This window comes from Bacillus cereus group sp. N14, assembly GCF_016483555.1.
Classification (GTDB): Bacteria; Bacillota; Bacilli; order Bacillales; family Bacillaceae_G; genus Bacillus_A; species Bacillus_A wiedmannii.
In genome coordinates, this window is the sequence record NZ_JAEHBQ010000003.1 from 258,780 (window position 1) to 275,781 (window position 17,002).

Here is a 17,002-nt window from a genome sequence, read left to right on the forward strand (position 1 = left end):
TGTTTTACACATTGTTACGCTACTTACGATAAAAGTCCATTTACAACGTAACAGTGTTATGTTACATTGTTATCAGGAAGGAGTGTTATACAGTTGAGTACAGATTTAATTTCAAAAAAAGATTTATTAGAACTAACTGGTATTTCATACGGACAGTTATATAGGTGGAAAAGAAAAAATTTAATACCGGAAGATTGGTTTGTACGAAAGTCAACATTCACGGGTCAAGAGACATTTTTTCCGAAAGAAAAGATATTAGAGCGTATTGATAAAATCCAAACGATGAAAGAAGATTTATCACTTGATGAACTAGCAAATATGTTTTCACCGAGTGTGAGCGAAATTCTTTTAACTAAGGAAGACGTCTTACGTAAAGGGATTGCATCAGAGCCAGTTTTACAATTCTTCATAGAACAAACGAATAAAACAATAGAGTTTCAATTTGTAGATATTCTTTATGTGTATATGTTAGAAGAGTTACTACAATCGGGAGAGATTAGTTTAGAAGAAGGAAAAATGGTCTTGCAAGTTTTACGTGAAAATTATGAAGCGATTAAGCATAAAACTTGTGACTTAATCATCGTCCGAAAGTTAGGGATTTCTACATGTTTCTTAGTTTCAAACGTGGACGATTTAATTTTTGAAAAAGGTACCAAAAGTGTTTTACGCGAAGCGATTATGAAATATACCGAAGCATTAAAAACGAAACTGTTGTAGTGGAGGAGAAAGTATGCGTACAGATAATTTGATTATAAATGGTTACGGTTCATCGAATGGCGGCGAGTTTCATAAAGTGCAATTAAATGGAAAAGGGACTGTTAATGGAAATATTGAATGTGACCAATTTGAATGTAACGGATATGGTGCTGTTACTGGAAATTTGAAAAGTAGCAATGCAAGAATTAGTGGATCAGGTAAAGTTGATGGTACAGTTATTGCGGAAACGATGCGAATTGATGGGAAAGCAACAATTACGCAAGATGTGAAGGCGAACAGTTTAAAAATTGCAGGAAAAGGTACAGTAGGTGGAAATGTAACTGGAGACGAATTTAAAATCAACGGTCAAGCAACGATTGATGGGAATTGTGAAGTGGATACTTTTTCTTCAGAAGGACAATTTACAATTGGTGGATTATTAAGCGCCGATGAAATAAATATTAATATTCACGGTACATGTCGAGCAAAAGAAATTGGTGGTCAAACGATTAAAGTAAAACATAGACTAAGTACTTTTAGTAGACTGTTTAAATCAGTATTTGGTATGCAATTAGAGGCTGAACTATTAGAAGGCGACAATATTGATATTGATTATGCTCACATAAGAACGGTAAGAGGAAACAATGTGACAGTAGGAGCGAACTGTGAGATTGAATTGATTGAATATACGGGTGTTCTTACTGTTGATAAAAGCGCAAATGTAAAAGAAATGAAGCAGGTTTAATGGGAGGGAGAAAGTAATATGGAACATCAACATAGTCTTACTGTCAATGGTTCTGGTAGTTCAGCAGGCGGGGATTATAACAAAGTGAAGATACGCGGCGAAGGAACGATTTCTAATGATATGAGTTGTAATGAATTTAAAACGTACGGCACGAGTGATGTACAAGGTAATATGAAAGTGAAAAATTATGTCGTGTATGGAGATAGTGAAGTACAAGGAAATGTAACTGCTGAATATGTAAAAGTATACGGAAATACACAAATGAATAGTGATGCTCATATTGAAAAAACGAAAGTAAGAGGTATGATAGAAGTTAAAGGGAAGTTAACTGGTGATTTCGTAGATGTGAAAGGCGCTTTAAATGTAAAAGGAGATATTGAAGTTGAAGAACTATCACTAACTGGTGGCCTTGAAAGTGATGGATTACTTAATGCTGAAAATATTGAAATTTCACTTCGCTATGAAGGTAGCAAAGTGAGAGAAATCGGCGGTAAAAAGATTACCGTTCGTAAAAAAGCGAGATTTATTCCATTTACAAGTCATGCTGGAAGCCTCCAAACGTCTATCATTGAAGGAGATGAAATTTATTTAGAGCATACGATTGCTGAAGTTGTAAGAGGAAACAACGTTACCATTGGTCCAGGATGTGAAATTAGTGTTGTAGAATATCATACTAGTTTTAACCAAAAAGGTAATGCAGTCGTAAAAGAACATAAACAAATATAAGTAGTACGAGGGAGAGCAAGGTTATGGTTGAGAAGAATAATAAGCTCGGCTTTGTTGTGGCAGGCTTATTGCTAGGTATTTTAATGGCATCAATGGACAATACCATTGTCGTAACAGCGATGGGAACGATTGTTGGTGACTTAGGAGGCCTTGAAAACTTTGTATGGGTCGTTTCTGCCTATATGGTCGCAGAAATGGCAGGTATGCCGATATTCGGAAAACTATCAGATATGTATGGTAGAAAGAGATTCTTTATTTTCGGTTTAATCGTCTTTATGATTGGTTCGGCACTTTGTGGTACTGCTGAAAATATTACACAGTTAGGTATTTATCGTGCCATTCAAGGTATTGGCGGCGGAGCATTAGTGCCGATCGCGTTTACTATCGTTTTTGATATTTTCCCTCCTGAAAAGCGCGGGAAAATGGGTGGATTATTCGGAGCAGTATTTGGTTTATCAAGTATTTTTGGTCCGCTGCTTGGTGCGTATATTACAGATTACATAAGCTGGCACTGGGTATTTTACATTAACTTACCGCTTGGCGTTTTAGCACTTATTTTTATTACATTATTTTATAAAGAATCACGAGTTCATAGAAAGCAAAAAATTGATTGGTTTGGCGCAATTACTTTAGTTGGTGCAGTAGTTTCGCTAATGTTTGCTTTAGAACTAGGTGGACAAAAGTATGATTGGGATTCTAACTTTATTTTAAGTTTATTTGGCGGATTCGCTATTTTAATTATTGCATTTATTTTTATTGAACGTAAAGTAGAAGAACCAATCATTTCATTTGAAATGTTTAAACAACGTTTATTCGGAATGAGTACCATTATTGCATTATGTTACGGTGCTGCGTTCATGTCAGCAACTGTATACATACCGTTATTCATTCAAGGTGTATACGGTGGCACTGCAACAAACTCAGGATTATTACTTTTACCGATGATGTTAGGATCAGTCGTAACAGCGCAGTTAGGTGGATTTTTAACGACGAAGCTTAGCTACCGAAACATTATGATTATTTCTGCTGTTATTATGCTAATTGGATTATTTTTATTAAGCACATTAACGCCAGAAACAAGTCGAATATTATTAACGTTTTATATGATTATCATTGGATTTGGAGTAGGTTTCTCATTCTCTGTACTAAGTATGGCAGCTATTCACAACTTCGGTATGGAACAGCGTGGATCTGCAACTTCAACGAGTAATTTCATTCGTTCATTAGGAATGACACTAGGTATTACAATCTTCGGAATGATCCAAAGAACAGGTTTCCAAGATCAATTAGAAGAAGCATTTAAAGGTATGAGCGGGGGAATGAATACAAACACATTAGGGGATTCAAGAGCCATTTTATCAGAATCGGCAAGATCTCAAATTCCTCCACAAATATTAGATAAGATTATTGATGCTCTTTCTAGTTCAATTGTTCAAACATTTATGTGGGCATTAGTACCAGCAGGTCTAGCATTCATATTTATTTTCTTTATGGGAAACGAGCGTATGGTAATTAAGAAACAACAAAAGAATAAAAAGAGTGAAACATCAAAAGCGTAATGAAAAAGCCCCTTTCCAATTGGAAAGGAGCTTTTTCGTATGTACGGATTTAGATTAGCCTTCGATAATTTCGTATTCTTCGTCTGCTAATAATAAAATTTGTGTTTTCTTACCTTTGTTTTGAACTTCGATAACATCGTATGCACCTAAGTCTCTTAGTTTGTTTTGAGAAGCGTTAACCATAACTTCCATAGAATCAATTAAGATATCTTCTTCAATGTATGATTCAGGCAATGCCATATCTTCTGTTTCTAATACACATGCATATAGATTTTGTAAGTTTTCAGCAGTTGGGTTTTGTTCCTCGACATCAATGATGTTCTTTACTGCATCCATATTTTCTTCTTTTGCTTGGTATACTTTAATTTTAGCCATTGTTTTATTCTCCTTTATAACGTAATCGTAGAGGCTACACTTCATTATAACGTTTTTTTCATGAAAGATGAAATTGTTATATATATTTATAGTAAAAATTATGTGTTATTCCTTATACTTAGTGTGAATTCTTACGTTAAAGTTATATTGTCCAAGCTTTTTTTATACTCCGCTCATATTATATGTATTAGATAAAAACATATTGGGAAGGGATGGAGTGTAAGTGGATTGTGAGCCGAAACGTGATTGTGGATGTTGCCAAAATAGTATATGTGAATTTTTACAAAGTCTTGAACCGTATACTAAAGTTGAGAGTATTGTAATAGCAGGAAATGAAATTGTTGTATCTTATTTTCTTTCATTTAATAAGAGGAATGGTATCGTATCCTTCGTACAAGAGGACAATGAGGTTATTTTTGTAGATTGCTCTAAGATTGATGCAATTCGAATAGGAAAAGTTTGTAGTTGTAAAACGAAAGTTAAATTTATTGAAGAGGATTTTAGTCTACTTGGAAATATTTGTCCGCAATGTTTAACCGAAGGAAGTACACTCTTTTTTGACTTTCACAATCCAGAATTGAATTTATCACTTCAAGCAAAAACAATTGATGCACCTAGTTGTACTGAGTTTATAGATGAGATGGGAAATATAGTAAAGCAAATTACTATAATAGGTGAAGCAATTGTTTCTAAAGATTTTGTTCAAGTGCCTGAATTATTAAGTTTCCGACTAGTATTATCTGATACGGCTACGAACCCTTTAAAGTTTGGAATACTGTTCATTAATTTCCCTGATCTTACGTTTATTATTCTTTTCGCATCGAGTGGATACCTCAACATATCGAACTGTTTGAAAATTGAGAGTGGAGCTGGTAATACCGAGATAGAAGAGATGAGAAAGATGATATCGAATGACGATAATGCGTACACATCAGTTGTTCAAGTGACTAAAGTATATAAAAACGGGGCAACAGAATCATTTCTTTATAAGGATGAGTTATAACATATATATTTAAATGAACCCTTAGACTAATGTTGAGGGTTTTTACATAATAAAAGATTATAGATTGTGAATTATTATTAAGTATATTATCTATAAACCTATACACTAGGAAGTCATTTACTTTTTGATGAAATGTTATAATAATTTTATATTTATGAATAATTTATAATTATATGGAATGTAGTAGACGTTTGCTTATATGTAGAAAAGAGTAGAAGTACATTAATTCTAAAGAAAGCAGGAATGTAAATGATATATGAAGCGAATATACATACAAGAGAAAAATTAGTTACTATGTTCGAAGATTTCAATAACGTTGTTTTACTTTCTTATTTACAAGGACATATGGGTACCGCTTGGGTAAATAATCTTGAAAATCCAACAGTAGCGCAAGTTACGATAGGGATTTTCACATTTTATGCTGGGGATTCAAATGCGAAAGAAACAGAAGAATTAGTACGTAACATTCCTGATAGAATGTTAGTAATCGTAAATAGTGAAGAGTGGAAAAAGCGTTTAGAAACATTTTACGGAAGAAAAATAGATAAGTTTTTACGCTATAAATTCAAACGTAATGCAGAAGTTTTTAATCGTTCAAAATTACAATCTTTTATATCAGTGCTTCCAAAAGGATACGAGTTAAGAAGAATAGATGAAGATATCGTAAATAACCCTACATTACATAAAGTCTCTGAAGATTTTACAAGTCAATTTCAATCAGTTGAAGATTATATAAATCGAGGTATAGGGTATTGTATTTTGTATACAGGAGAAGTTATATGCGGTGCATCATCATATAGCATTTATGATAATGGGATTGAAATCGAAGTGGCGACTGATCACAACCATAGAAGAAAAGGGTTGGCAACTATAGTTAGTGCGGCGTTAATCTTGGATTGTTTAGAAAAAGGGATATATCCAAACTGGGATGCAGCAAATACTACATCTGCGAAACTAGCAGAAAAGTTAGGATATGTTTTTGATAAGGCGTATGATACGTATTTTGTGGATAATAGATGAATGGGCAGAGAGTGTAAGATGTGTACAAAGTAAAGAGTTTAAAGGGAAAGACAGATAACTAGAATGCTTTGATAGAGTTTTTAAAAACTCTATCAAAACATTAGAAAATAAAATAATTAGTTAAATAATAAGAATATTCTATAATATATTGAGTGTAAAAACTGGCTTTTTTAGTCCGTTTTTATTTTTTATAAAAAGATAAATTAGTCGAGACCTTCTATTTTGTGGATATTAAAAAGTCGGTAAATGGTTCTTATTAAATATTAACCTTTGTTAGATGGAATAAAAGACTCTTGAAAAATTAATTTTGGAACACCTATTAGCTCTAACAGAAAAAAGTCGAGACCTTCTATTTTATATAGGTAGATATCAGTATAGGCTCCTTTTATTAATTTATATGTTTTTAACTATCAAGGGGAAATGAATCTCTTATTTTGCAAATGATAAAAGTGACTATGATACAAACCCACGCATTAATAGAAAAAGTACATATACAGTATAGAGAGTTGAAAAACTCTAATTTTTTTATAAAGGAGATTATATATTATGAGTGAACAATGTCCAATTAATGTACCATGTCAGGTAGTAGGACAAACCCAAACACCATTAAGTGATGAGGCAGCAGCACCAATTCTTACACCAGGAGCACCGATTGTAAAAATTCCAGTGGTATTAGCCGAAAGAACAATTCAAATTGTTGTAGAATCAGATGTTCCATTAGCACCTGCAGCATCCGAAATTAAACGTGTGTTAAAAAACGTATTTTTAACACAGTGTAAGTTAGTTCCAGTAGCATTCACTCCAGTACCAGGTACAAATTACCGCCGAGTTACAAGAGCAAAGTTATTTGTACAAGGATATATTCGTAAAAACATTGAATATGCAGGTAGTGGATGTAATTCAGTACTATTTGATCGTATCGCAAATGTTCCATTTTCTGGTTTTGCAGATTTAACAGAAACAGATTTTCTATCACTAGCAATAGTAGCTGCTTCCTCAGATACTACATCTCACTTTATTAATCCTAATAACGGTGACTTACCACGTTTAGACAAATACTTCTTTGAAAATACTGTTTTTTATAATGAACAACCATATTGCGAATTAGTTAGCGCTCAATTTTTTGAATTAGACTTCTCTCCTTGTCCAACAGAATTAAACGAATCATTTGAGACTCTTCGTGAGAAAATTGTACTGGATCTTACTGTGAAAGTTTTACAAGTGCAACAAGTACGAGTGTAAAACTAAAAAAGCATTGTCTTTGATAAAAAGACAATGTTTTTTTTTGTTTTATAAAACATATATAATAATGAAATGGTCGCGTACAAAAATATATTTTTATGAGTTTCATTGGTGGGGGGATGGTGATGAAAAATCCATGGGTTGGTAAGAAAATATGGAACAAAGTTTACAAAGGAGAGATACTGATTGATCAAGAGCAATCTCATGAAATAAGAGAAAATAAGAAAAGTAAACAAACAGATTCAGAGAAAAAAGAGAAAGCAATACAAGTAGAGAAAGAAGGTAAAGGACCAGAACGTAAGGTGAAGGCAATACAAGCAGAAAAGGAAAATAAAGAAACAAAGTCAAAAAAAGAAGAAAAAGCAATACAAGCAGAAAAGGAAAATAAAGAAACAGATCCCAAAAAAGAAGAAAAAGCAATACAAGCAGAAAAGGAAAATAAAGAACCAGAGCCCCAAAAAGAAGAAAAAGAAAATGAATCTGAGAAAAAAATTGAAAAAATTGTCCTAGGAAAAGAACATAAAACGAGTGGATTAGAGGGAAAAAGTATAGATACTGAATCAAAAATAGCGAATTCAGAACGTTCAATAGAAGTGAAAACCCCATTTTCTATTATTTCAGATGTTACTAGTTTTAAAAAATTCCCTAATATGAATATGAAAAATCAAGAAGTATATGTATTTCGTAATGAAGAAGTTGCAAGAGGGCGTGAGCTGGATTCTACGTTACTAACTACAATGGAATATTATCATGGAGAGATTGATTGTAATTTAGTTTCTTCAAACCTTCATGAAAAGAGGGTACTTTTAGAACTTTCTAATCAAAAAGAAAAAGGGAATATTGAAGAGAGTTGGGTAGGCTCATCTTCATGGATTCCTATCCACGGTATAATATTAGAGAAGGAAGTTGAAGCAGATGTAAATAATTATATAACTGCGAAATTACCAATTGAAATAGGGAGGTATAAAGGTGAAATTAGTCTAATAGAAAAGATTGTTTTTAAAGAAACAGTTATAGAAATAAAAGAAGTATCACAGGAAATTATTGTAACAAACAAAGAATTCTTATTGCCAAAAATAATAAAGAAAGGAAAAAATCCATCTATAATTGAAAAAGGAAGCTTACGTGTAGAAGGTTATATATTTCAGTGTATTGAATTTACATCAGAACAAAGTGAAAATCATGATAAGATCTACCAGTTAATGCAAAATATTATATTGGAACTAAACGTCCAATTATTACAAGAACAGGAAGTTCGTGTGCGAATTACATAAATGATTATTTCACTATCAATCAGTTGAATTTTTTTAGGAGTTTTTAATAGAAAAACACAAAAAGTGCTAGCAAGTCTGCAAACAAGCTAGCTAACATGCATTGGAAGTGAAATACTGCCAATGTAGTAATTAACAATACGTTAATTAACTAGGTGAAACGTGATAAATCTTTTTTACATGTGGGGAAATACAAGGTGTTAAATCTTAATTTAGAAACTCACAACTTAAATAGTAAAACATGTTTATCATAAGTATCCAAACACCAGTTATATTTTTTTAGAATAATTGGATGGATAACCTCTTTTGTAGCATCAACTTCAGTAAAGCCATATTTCTTATAAAAGTTTTCTAATTCCTCAAAAGGAAGACAATATACATTTTTTACTTGTAATTTTTTCGCAGTTTCTACTAAAAATGATACAAGTTCCCCAGCTAATTGTAACCCTCTAAATTGAGGAAGAATAAAAATTCCACCCATTTCTATAGTATCATCATCTATTTGGACTAATCGTCCCACACCTGCATACTCGTTGTTATATGTAATAATTGCAACTTGATCTCGTTTTAAATCACTTCGTACAAATCCTATTGAGTCATATTGACTATTAATCCATTTTAAATCGTTAGATGTAGCTAGTTGAATACTCATATACATCCTCCTTCGGAATACTAGCGCTCTCTTCATTATATAGAACATAAGATACTATATCAAAGGAACCTTGAGATAGCACATTTGTTTAAGTTATTAGTTAAAAGTGTGGGGTTGCTGGCATTGAAATGATGGCTTCACCAAATATAGGATAATAATCTTGTGAATTTAGTGTTACATAGTCAAAATAAAAATTAGTTCATGCGTTCGGTAACGCACGATTTTTTTAGTGTAGAGAAGATCATAGGGGTATTTTAATTAGTAGCTACTGTATTAATTGAAGTTATTAAGGAAATGTGGTAATCCCTAGCCTTAGTGATACAAATCATATTAGGGTTTAGTAAAAAAACTCTTCCTGAAAAAGAGGGGGATTAAAGATAAGAGCACTTTGAAAAGTGCCCTTCAGTAACGACTACTTATTCTAAAAAGAAAGGATGCAATATATTATATGAAGTTTAGTGTATTTAAGTATGGGTCTTTTATATAAATGTGAAATAAAAGAGGGTTGTCTTCTTATTAGAAGGCAGCTTTTTGTTATTAGAAAAAAGAATTAGAAGTAAAATAGAAAATCAAGTTACTTGTCCAAACAATTTTTTTGAAAATACATAAAATGCTAGTAGTTAGCCAATATTTTCATATTGCTAATTTTTTAGTCTAAAAGGGGTGATTTTATGTGTGATTGTGAAGTTTGTAGACGAAAGAAAAACCGGGATCCATTAAATCGGGATTCTGAACGAAAAAAAGTGGATTCTGAGCTAATAAAAAAGGATTGCGAACCAAAAAAAGTGGATTCTGAGCCAATAAAAAAGGATTGCGAACCAAAAAAAGTGGATTCTGAATCAATAAATCAGGATTCAGAATCATTAAATTCTAATTCATTTAGTAAAAATGCAAATTTTTTAGAAGAAGCTATACAAACAGATGAAATCGATCAAATTTCTGAGGAATATATTGAAATAGTAGATTCAGCAGATGTACAAGTTACTACTACAGATACAAAAGCTGCGCTATCTATCCAAGCTGCATTACAAGCAGCTATTGTGGTTGTGGTAAGTGTTTCTATAGCAGATAGTGAAAAGGCAGATAAAATAACACAAGAATTGTTTCAAAAATCATCTATTAAACAAATTAATAGACAAAAAACATTTATTAAAAATTCCAGAAACGTAACCGTAACAACTACTGATACAGATATTGCAGTGAATATTCAAATTCTCCTTCAAATTTTATTAGCGTTACTAGTTAAACTAAACATTTTATAAAGTGTCTATCCCATTTATATTTAGTTATAAGGGTTCACTCTAAGTAAATATTTTTTTGTTGTAATATGTGGTACAAGCTTGGACTTCTCATTATGACTGAATTAATATTCAAGATTAATGGGAAATTAAGTGTGGAAAACTACACAATAACAAAGGTGAACTTATAATTTAACATTGAATAAAACTTATATATGTGAAGTAAAGGAAGGCTGTCTTCGTATTAGAAGACAGCTTTTTGATTTTATTAGTAAAAAGAAGTGAAAATAGAAGATTAAGTTACTTGTCCAAGCAATTTTTATTTAAATGCATATAATGCTGGTAGTTATTTGAAATTTTTATAGAAAACTGATAGGAGTGACATTGTAAATGGATGATTTAAATAAATTTTCTTCCTTTAAGTTTGATAAGGATCAAAAGAATATAATTATAGACCTTTTACTCTCAGATATTTTTAATAGGCATGGGATCAATGAAGAAAAACTAAAAAATTTATCACCAGAAAAAAAGCAGCAAATTAAAAGTATTGTTTCTGAAATACAATCACAAGTTAATAATTATTTAGATTGAAAGGGGGTGAACGTATGGACAAAACATGTCATTCAGATGAAAATAAAAAGTGGAGTGCATTAGATTCCTCAAATCCTCATCCGTCTTTTAAAAATGCTAGCGTTTCAGAAGCAGCTGCGCAAGAAAGTAAAACGTACCAAATTTCTGAAGAATCTATTACAATTGTAGATTCAGCAGATGTAGAAGTTACTACTACAGATACAAAAGCTGCTTTATCTATTCAAGCAGCATTACAAGCAGCTATTGTGGTTATAATAAGTGTTTCTATAGCAGACAGTGAAAAAGCTGACCGTGTAGCACAAGAATTGTTTCAAAAATCATCTATTAAACAAATTAATAAACAAGAAACTGTTATTAGAAATTCTAGAAATGTTACAGTTACGACTACGGATACAGACATAGCAGTAAATGTTCAAATTCTTCTCCAAATTTTATTAGCTTTACTAGTAAAATTAAATATTTTATAAAATGTTTAACTTGTTTTTTATCTAGTGATTCTTACAGGTGAATATTCACTGTTTTAATTATAGTACAGGCTATAAATATTAATCATAACTGGACTAATATTTAACATCGCCAAAATAATAATGAGAACAATGTGATGGAAAATAAAGTTTGGTTATTTTATGAAAATTTAAAAGCCATTTCCTTTATTGGATTTGGCTTTTAAATTTTAAACAGTATGAATTTGAAAAGATTATATTAAGATAAAGAATTAAAATATAATGATACAAAATATTTATAAAATTATTCGTGTTATAGAAAAATAATAAGAAAAAGGTGTTTAAAATAGAATCATTTTCATTAATAGTTCAAGTTTTGAAGAATAGTGCATACAATATAAAGTGTTTTCCTTTCTTCATTTAAGTTTTACGTATATAATTTAAAAGTACTATTTTTATTTTATTATTTTATATTTATAACAGAATAGAGGTTTAAAAATGGGTGTTAAAATCATTACGGATAGTGCGGCGGATTTACCAGTAGAATTGCTGCAAGCATATGATATTGATTTAATTCCACTCCGTGTATATGATGAAGCAGAAACAGAGTATTTAGATGGAGTAACATTAGAGTCAGTTACATTATTGCAAAACATGAGAGAAGGCGCTGTTTATAGAACGTCATTGCCTTCACTTGAAACTTTCCAAGAAAAATTTGTTTCTTATGCAAAAGAAGGTAATCCTTGTATATATTTAGCTTTTTCATCTGAACTGTCCGGTACATATCAATCGTCAGTTGTTATTAAAGAAGAAGTAAAGGAAACATATGCTGATTTAGATTTAGAAATTATTGATACGAAATGTGCTTCGCTTGGTCAAGGGCTTGTCGTATTAGAAGCTGCTAAAATGGCAAAAGACGGCGCATCAAAAGAAGATATTTTAAACCGTGTCGCTTTTCTAATGAACCATATGGAGCACATCTTCACTGTAGCTGACTTACAGTACCTTGTTAGAGGTGGACGTTTAAGTAAAGTAGCTGGTTTTATCGGTGGTTTACTAAACATTAAGCCGATCTTAAACGTGGAAGAAGGAAAACTTGTACCACTTGAAAAGGTACGAGGGAAAAAGAAAGTATTAAGCCGTATTGTTGATATTATGGAAGAGCGTGGTAAAGACCTTAAAGGTCAAACAATTGGTATGACTCACGGTGACGATTTAGAAACAGCTGAAGCATTAAAATCATTAATTACGGAAAGATTCGGTTGTGAAGTATTTATCGTAAATACAATTGGTGCAGCAATCGGAGCACATACAGGTCCTGGCGTTATAACGTTATTTTTCTTAAATGAAGTAGAGTAAAGGATTGATCTTTTGATCAATCCTTTTTTATTTTTTAATCTGTGATAATCGGTCGATATGGTATTGATGAAGATAAAATCTTTGAAGTTTTCCTATATCAAATGCAATCTTGTAGAGGGAGTATTTTTTATATGTGGAATGATACTTAATGGTAGAAGAAAAGAGTATAAATAAGAATGTATTTATAGTAATCTGAATGTTTAATGATATCGAAATTTTGTCATTTCATATATAATTGTGTAGGGAGAAATATCTGTAACTATTTGTAAAAATAGGAGGCGGCTATAAAAATGCAAGAAATTGCTAGATGGGATTTAAATCGATTGTATTTGAATGAGGATATTCTATTTCCGATTTTGGAGTTGAAAGAGCAATATTTTGTAACAAAAGATGTAGAGATTCTTTCAAAGCTTATACAAGCTATTGAAAAAGCAGAATACTATTTGTACTGTCAATCGGTTGAAGAAAGTGTTTCATCTGACCTTACTAAATTGACTGTGAAAGTGAAGGAACTAAAAAGTGAAGTACAGCAAGTAATACAGAAAAGCGAAATGGAAACTTCCAATAATCTTAATACTAATTTAATAAAAGATGAACTTGGTGCATGGGAAAATATGTACATACAATTAAGAAATAAGATAGAAATAGAGCACAATAATAAGCAAATATCATTTGGACAAGCGAATAATATTGCAATGAATAGTGATAATGAAAAGGAAAGAGTAGAAGTATTCGAGTTATTAACAAATGCCTTACATAAGGAAAAAGAAATTTTTGCTACTGTATTAAATCAAATAGGGAGAATACGTAATACAAAGAGTAATGAATTAGAAGATGGAGGGATTTTAACGCAATCTCTACATGCGAATGGTATTACTGAAACTGTATTATTACAAATGTGGAATGCGACAGAAGAAAATCTAGATAAATTAGTTAGTGCTTTAAATGTGTATAAGAAAGGTAGAGCTTCGATTACATGGCATGAACTTATGACAGTAAAGGAAAATAATGAGGTTATTATTCCTTTTTCAGTAGCAGTAAAAAACATATATGATGCACTAAAAAATATAGATGAAGAATTGGCACAGTTCGCACAGAATGCAATAGCAAATGGATGGGTAGATGCTGAACCGAGAGATAATAAACCACCAGGTGGGTTTTGTGCTCCTTTTTTCAGTGAAAAAGAATCCCGTATTTCAATGCGTTATGATGGAACAATTGATAGTGTAAGAGTACTTGCTCATGAATTAGGACATGCTTGGCATTTTTATAATATGAGTTTTGAACAATCTACATCTTTTTTAGATGATTATTTGCCGATGAGTACGGCTGAATCAGCATCTATTTTTTTTGAAACGGTACTCTTAAATTATCTAATTGAAACAACGGATAGTAAAGATATGAAAAAGGTATTGCTTAGCTGGAAAATAAGAAATAGTTTTAATTATGTAATGGCAATACGAGCATCGTATCAGTTTGAAAAAACATTTTATGAAAAATGTAAAGAGGGTCCATTAAGTGCTGATGAAATTGAGAAATTATCTATAATGGCACAAAAAGAAGCATATGGAAATGCTTTAAGTGAATACCAGCCGTTTGTATGGATGAAATATATTCAATTTTATATAGCAGATGTTCCTTTTTACAATTATCCATACACATTTGGATATTTAGTAAGTTTTAGCTTATTAGAAATAGCTCAAGAAGGTAAAAGTACTTTTCATTCGAAATATAAAGAGTTTTTACGAGAAACAGGAAAAGCTCCAGTGGAAGAGCTTATGAAAAAACATTTTGAAATAGATATAACAAGCTATGAATTTTGGGATAAAGCTTTTAAACAAATTTCTAAAGATATCGATGAATATTTGCAGCTTACGTAAGGGGAGAGTATAGTGGATTACCAGCTTATAAAAGGAATACCTTTTTCAACTTTAGAATACGCAAAAGCTATAAGTTTATTAAAAGGTTGGCTACATGAACAACAAGAGAAACCAAGGTTTGTAGTAACTGCAAATCCTGAAATTGTTATGTCTGCAAAGGAAACCACAGAAAAATCAAAGCAGTTTAAAAAGATGTTACTATCTGCGGATCTAATAACAGCGGATGGGATTGGCGTCATAATTGGCTCGAAAATATTGAAGGGAACTTTGAAAGAACGTGTTACTGGGGCAGATATCACTCATGATTTAATAAAATATTGTAATGACAATGGATACCGTGTCTTTCTTTTTGGAGCCGCACCAGAAAGTAATAAAAAGGCATTATTAAAATTAAATGAGCAGTTCCCAGGAGCACAGTTTAAAGGACAGCATGGATTTGTAAATGTTGAAGAAATAGAAGAAGTAAAAATAAAAATCAAGCAATTCAAGCCGCATTTATTGCTAGTAGGACTAGGTTCACCAAAACAAGAAGAATTCATCTATGAAAACATACAAACGTTAAACGTTCCGCTATCTATTGGTATTGGAGGCATGATTGATATAATATCTGGTACTGTAAAAAGAGCACCGAAAATTATGAGGGATACTGGAACCGAATGGCTGTATAGGTTACTCTCACAGCCGAAACGGTTAAAGAGACAACTTGTACTTCCGAAATTTTTATTGTCAGTTATGTCTGAAAGAATTAAAGGGAGTAATTAATGAAGGGGACTACATACATGAACAAAATCGGCATTATCGGAGCAATGCAAATTGAAATAGACTTACTTTTAGAAAAACTAGTTATAATAGAAGAACAAACAATTGCTGGAATACCTTTTTACGTTGGAGAATTCATGGGAACAGAAGTAATTATTACACGTTCTGGTGTAGGGAAAGTAAATGCAGCCGCATGTACGCAAACATTAATTCATAAATTTGATGTAAATGCTATCATCAATACAGGTGTTGCTGGCGGGTTACATCCGGATGTAAAAGTTGGCGATGTAGTTATTTCAACGAATGTTACCCATCACGATGTAAGTAAAACTCAAATGAAAAACTTATTCCCGTTCCAAGAAGAATTTGTCGCAAGTAAGGAATTAGTAGAGTTAGCACGTAAAGCATGCAATTGTAGTTGTTTACATATTGCGGTTCATGAAGGAAGAATTGTAAGCGGTGAATGTTTTATTGAAGATTCAAACCTAAAAGCGAAGTTAATAGACGAATATGCACCGCATTGTACAGAAATGGAAGGTGCAGCAATTGGACATGTTGCCTATATAAATGATATACCGTTTCTCGTTATAAGATGTATTTCAGACAGCGCAGACGATGAAGCACAAGTCTCTTATGATGACTTCGCGAAAACAGCAGCGAATTATTGTTCGGAAATTATCGTTGAGATGCTGAAAAATATATCAAGTAAAACTGTATTGTAATTCAAAAGGAGAGAGTAAAATGTTACAAGCATTAATTTTTGATATGGACGGAACGTTATTTCAAACAGATAAAATTTTAGAATTATCGTTAGATGATACTTTTGATCATTTACGTTCATTGCAATTATGGGATACGGTAACACCTATTGATAAATACCGTGAAATCATGGGTGTGCCTTTACCGAAAGTTTGGGAAGCGTTATTACCAAATCATTCTCTTGAAGTAAGAGAACAAACAGATGCATTTTTTTTAGAAAGATTAATTGAAAACATTAAGAGTGGAAAAGGTGCATTATACCCGAATGTAAAAGAAGTGTTAGCATATATAAAAGAAAATAATTGTTCAATATATATTGCTAGTAATGGTTTAACTGAATATTTACGAGCAATCGTATCTTATTATGATTTAGACCAATGGGTTACTGAAACATTTAGTATTGAACAAATAAACTCACTTAATAAAAGTGACTTAGTAAAAAGTATTTTAAACAAATATGATATAAAAGAAGCAGCTGTAGTTGGGGACCGGTTATCTGATATAAACGCAGCCAAAGATAATGGCTTACTTGCGATTGGATGCAATTTTGATTTTGCGCAAGAAGATGAACTTGCTCAGGCGGATATAGTAATAGATGATTTACTTGAGTTGAAGGGAATATTGCCTACTGTGCAGAGATTATAAAGTGTGTGCAGTTTTTTGCCAATTCCTATATATCTTATT

Annotated in this window: 18 protein-coding genes; 16 read left to right on the plus strand and 2 right to left on the minus strand. The window is 31.8% G+C overall.

Annotated features, from left to right (window positions below; translation table 11 throughout):
• Window positions 1-93: 93 nt before the first annotated feature.
• From JDS82_RS07055 to JDS82_RS07070, 4 genes are read left to right on the plus strand one after another with little or no spacing between them, the layout of a single operon-like run.
• Complete coding sequence (locus tag JDS82_RS07055; protein WP_199712923.1) at window positions 94-717, plus strand: YhbD family protein; 624 nt, start codon at window positions 94-96, stop codon at window positions 715-717.
• A gap of 13 nt (window positions 718-730) precedes the next feature.
• Window positions 731-1,441 (plus strand): bactofilin family protein, encoded by a 711-nt coding sequence (locus JDS82_RS07060; RefSeq protein WP_048566222.1) that lies wholly within the window; start codon window positions 731-733, stop codon window positions 1,439-1,441.
• Window positions 1,442-1,459: 18 nt separating this feature from the next.
• Window positions 1,460-2,167: a hypothetical protein gene (locus tag JDS82_RS07065; RefSeq protein WP_000401023.1), complete on the plus strand. Its 708-nt coding sequence runs from the start codon at window positions 1,460-1,462 to the stop codon at window positions 2,165-2,167.
• 23 nt (window positions 2,168-2,190) lie between these two features.
• Entirely contained in the window at window positions 2,191-3,726 is a 1,536-nt protein-coding gene (locus JDS82_RS07070; protein WP_199712924.1) for an MDR family MFS transporter, read from the plus strand.
• A gap of 54 nt (window positions 3,727-3,780) precedes the next feature.
• Here JDS82_RS07070 and JDS82_RS07075 read toward each other — a convergent pair whose 3' ends face one another.
• Complete coding sequence (locus tag JDS82_RS07075) at window positions 3,781-4,101, minus strand: hypothetical protein (RefSeq protein ID WP_001062728.1); 321 nt, start codon at window positions 4,099-4,101, stop codon at window positions 3,781-3,783.
• A gap of 223 nt (window positions 4,102-4,324) precedes the next feature.
• On the opposite strand from JDS82_RS07075, the gene JDS82_RS07080 reads away from it, so the two are divergent.
• The 4 genes from JDS82_RS07080 (at window position 4,325) to JDS82_RS07095 (ending at window position 8,640) form a co-directional block, all read left to right on the plus strand.
• Window positions 4,325-5,104, plus strand: a complete 780-nt coding sequence (locus tag JDS82_RS07080) for a BC_2878 family exosporium-associated protein (protein ID WP_199712925.1) — start codon at window positions 4,325-4,327, stop codon at window positions 5,102-5,104.
• Between the two features lie 249 nt (window positions 5,105-5,353).
• On the plus strand, window positions 5,354-6,124 hold the full coding sequence (locus tag JDS82_RS07085) for a GNAT family N-acetyltransferase (protein ID WP_097951314.1): 771 nt from the start codon (window positions 5,354-5,356) through the stop codon (window positions 6,122-6,124).
• 546 nt (window positions 6,125-6,670) lie between these two features.
• Window positions 6,671-7,366, plus strand: a complete 696-nt coding sequence (locus JDS82_RS07090; protein WP_001975871.1) for a CsxC family protein — start codon at window positions 6,671-6,673, stop codon at window positions 7,364-7,366.
• Window positions 7,367-7,491: 125 nt separating this feature from the next.
• Window positions 7,492-8,640, plus strand: coding sequence for a BC_2427 family protein (locus JDS82_RS07095; protein WP_199712926.1), 1,149 nt, complete (start codon window positions 7,492-7,494; stop codon window positions 8,638-8,640).
• 217 nt (window positions 8,641-8,857) lie between these two features.
• On the opposite strand, the gene JDS82_RS07100 is transcribed toward JDS82_RS07095, so the two are convergent.
• Entirely contained in the window at window positions 8,858-9,289 is a 432-nt protein-coding gene (locus JDS82_RS07100) for a GNAT family N-acetyltransferase (RefSeq protein ID WP_147787685.1), read from the minus strand.
• 671 nt (window positions 9,290-9,960) lie between these two features.
• Between JDS82_RS07100 and JDS82_RS07105 the strand changes: the two genes are divergently transcribed.
• The 8 genes from JDS82_RS07105 (at window position 9,961) to JDS82_RS07140 (ending at window position 16,963) form a co-directional block, all read left to right on the plus strand.
• Window positions 9,961-10,551 (plus strand): spore coat protein, encoded by a 591-nt coding sequence (locus tag JDS82_RS07105; RefSeq protein ID WP_199712927.1) that lies wholly within the window; start codon window positions 9,961-9,963, stop codon window positions 10,549-10,551.
• Window positions 10,552-10,917: 366 nt separating this feature from the next.
• A complete protein-coding gene (locus tag JDS82_RS07110) occupies window positions 10,918-11,118 on the plus strand; it encodes a spore coat protein W (RefSeq protein WP_000342253.1) in 201 nt (66 codons plus the stop codon).
• 14 nt (window positions 11,119-11,132) lie between these two features.
• Window positions 11,133-11,585: a spore coat protein gene (locus JDS82_RS07115; protein ID WP_000361677.1), complete on the plus strand. Its 453-nt coding sequence runs from the start codon at window positions 11,133-11,135 to the stop codon at window positions 11,583-11,585.
• Between the two features lie 474 nt (window positions 11,586-12,059).
• A complete protein-coding gene (locus JDS82_RS07120) occupies window positions 12,060-12,920 on the plus strand; it encodes a DegV family protein (protein ID WP_199712928.1) in 861 nt (286 codons plus the stop codon).
• Between the two features lie 290 nt (window positions 12,921-13,210).
• Window positions 13,211-14,800, plus strand: a complete 1,590-nt coding sequence (locus JDS82_RS07125) for a M3 family metallopeptidase (protein ID WP_199712929.1) — start codon at window positions 13,211-13,213, stop codon at window positions 14,798-14,800.
• 12 nt (window positions 14,801-14,812) lie between these two features.
• Window positions 14,813-15,562, plus strand: a complete 750-nt coding sequence (locus tag JDS82_RS07130) for a WecB/TagA/CpsF family glycosyltransferase (RefSeq protein ID WP_199712930.1) — start codon at window positions 14,813-14,815, stop codon at window positions 15,560-15,562.
• 17 nt (window positions 15,563-15,579) lie between these two features.
• Complete coding sequence (locus JDS82_RS07135) at window positions 15,580-16,281, plus strand: 5'-methylthioadenosine/adenosylhomocysteine nucleosidase (protein WP_001033370.1); 702 nt, start codon at window positions 15,580-15,582, stop codon at window positions 16,279-16,281.
• 19 nt (window positions 16,282-16,300) lie between these two features.
• On the plus strand, window positions 16,301-16,963 hold the full coding sequence (locus tag JDS82_RS07140) for an HAD family hydrolase (RefSeq protein WP_000938418.1): 663 nt from the start codon (window positions 16,301-16,303) through the stop codon (window positions 16,961-16,963).
• The last annotated feature ends 39 nt before the right edge of the window (window positions 16,964-17,002 follow it).

Coding starts and splice junctions, on each gene's coding strand:
- JDS82_RS07060 (WP_048566222.1), top strand. CDS start 731: ATGCGTACAGATAATTTGATTATAAATGGTTACGGTTCATCGAATGGC.
- JDS82_RS07065 (WP_000401023.1), top strand. CDS start 1,460: ATGGAACATCAACATAGTCTTACTGTCAATGGTTCTGGTAGTTCAGCA.
- JDS82_RS07070 (WP_199712924.1), top strand. CDS start 2,191: ATGGTTGAGAAGAATAATAAGCTCGGCTTTGTTGTGGCAGGCTTATTG.
- JDS82_RS07075 (WP_001062728.1), bottom strand. CDS start 4,101: ATGGCTAAAATTAAAGTATACCAAGCAAAAGAAGAAAATATGGATGCA.
- JDS82_RS07085 (WP_097951314.1), top strand. CDS start 5,354: ATGATATATGAAGCGAATATACATACAAGAGAAAAATTAGTTACTATG.
- JDS82_RS07090 (WP_001975871.1), top strand. CDS start 6,671: ATGAGTGAACAATGTCCAATTAATGTACCATGTCAGGTAGTAGGACAA.
- JDS82_RS07095 (WP_199712926.1), top strand. CDS start 7,492: ATGAAAAATCCATGGGTTGGTAAGAAAATATGGAACAAAGTTTACAAA.
- JDS82_RS07100 (WP_147787685.1), bottom strand. CDS start 9,289: ATGAGTATTCAACTAGCTACATCTAACGATTTAAAATGGATTAATAGT.
- JDS82_RS07105 (WP_199712927.1), top strand. CDS start 9,961: ATGTGTGATTGTGAAGTTTGTAGACGAAAGAAAAACCGGGATCCATTA.
- JDS82_RS07110 (WP_000342253.1), top strand. CDS start 10,918: ATGGATGATTTAAATAAATTTTCTTCCTTTAAGTTTGATAAGGATCAA.
- JDS82_RS07115 (WP_000361677.1), top strand. CDS start 11,133: ATGGACAAAACATGTCATTCAGATGAAAATAAAAAGTGGAGTGCATTA.
- JDS82_RS07120 (WP_199712928.1), top strand. CDS start 12,060: ATGGGTGTTAAAATCATTACGGATAGTGCGGCGGATTTACCAGTAGAA.
- JDS82_RS07125 (WP_199712929.1), top strand. CDS start 13,211: ATGCAAGAAATTGCTAGATGGGATTTAAATCGATTGTATTTGAATGAG.
- JDS82_RS07135 (WP_001033370.1), top strand. CDS start 15,580: ATGAACAAAATCGGCATTATCGGAGCAATGCAAATTGAAATAGACTTA.
- JDS82_RS07140 (WP_000938418.1), top strand. CDS start 16,301: ATGTTACAAGCATTAATTTTTGATATGGACGGAACGTTATTTCAAACA.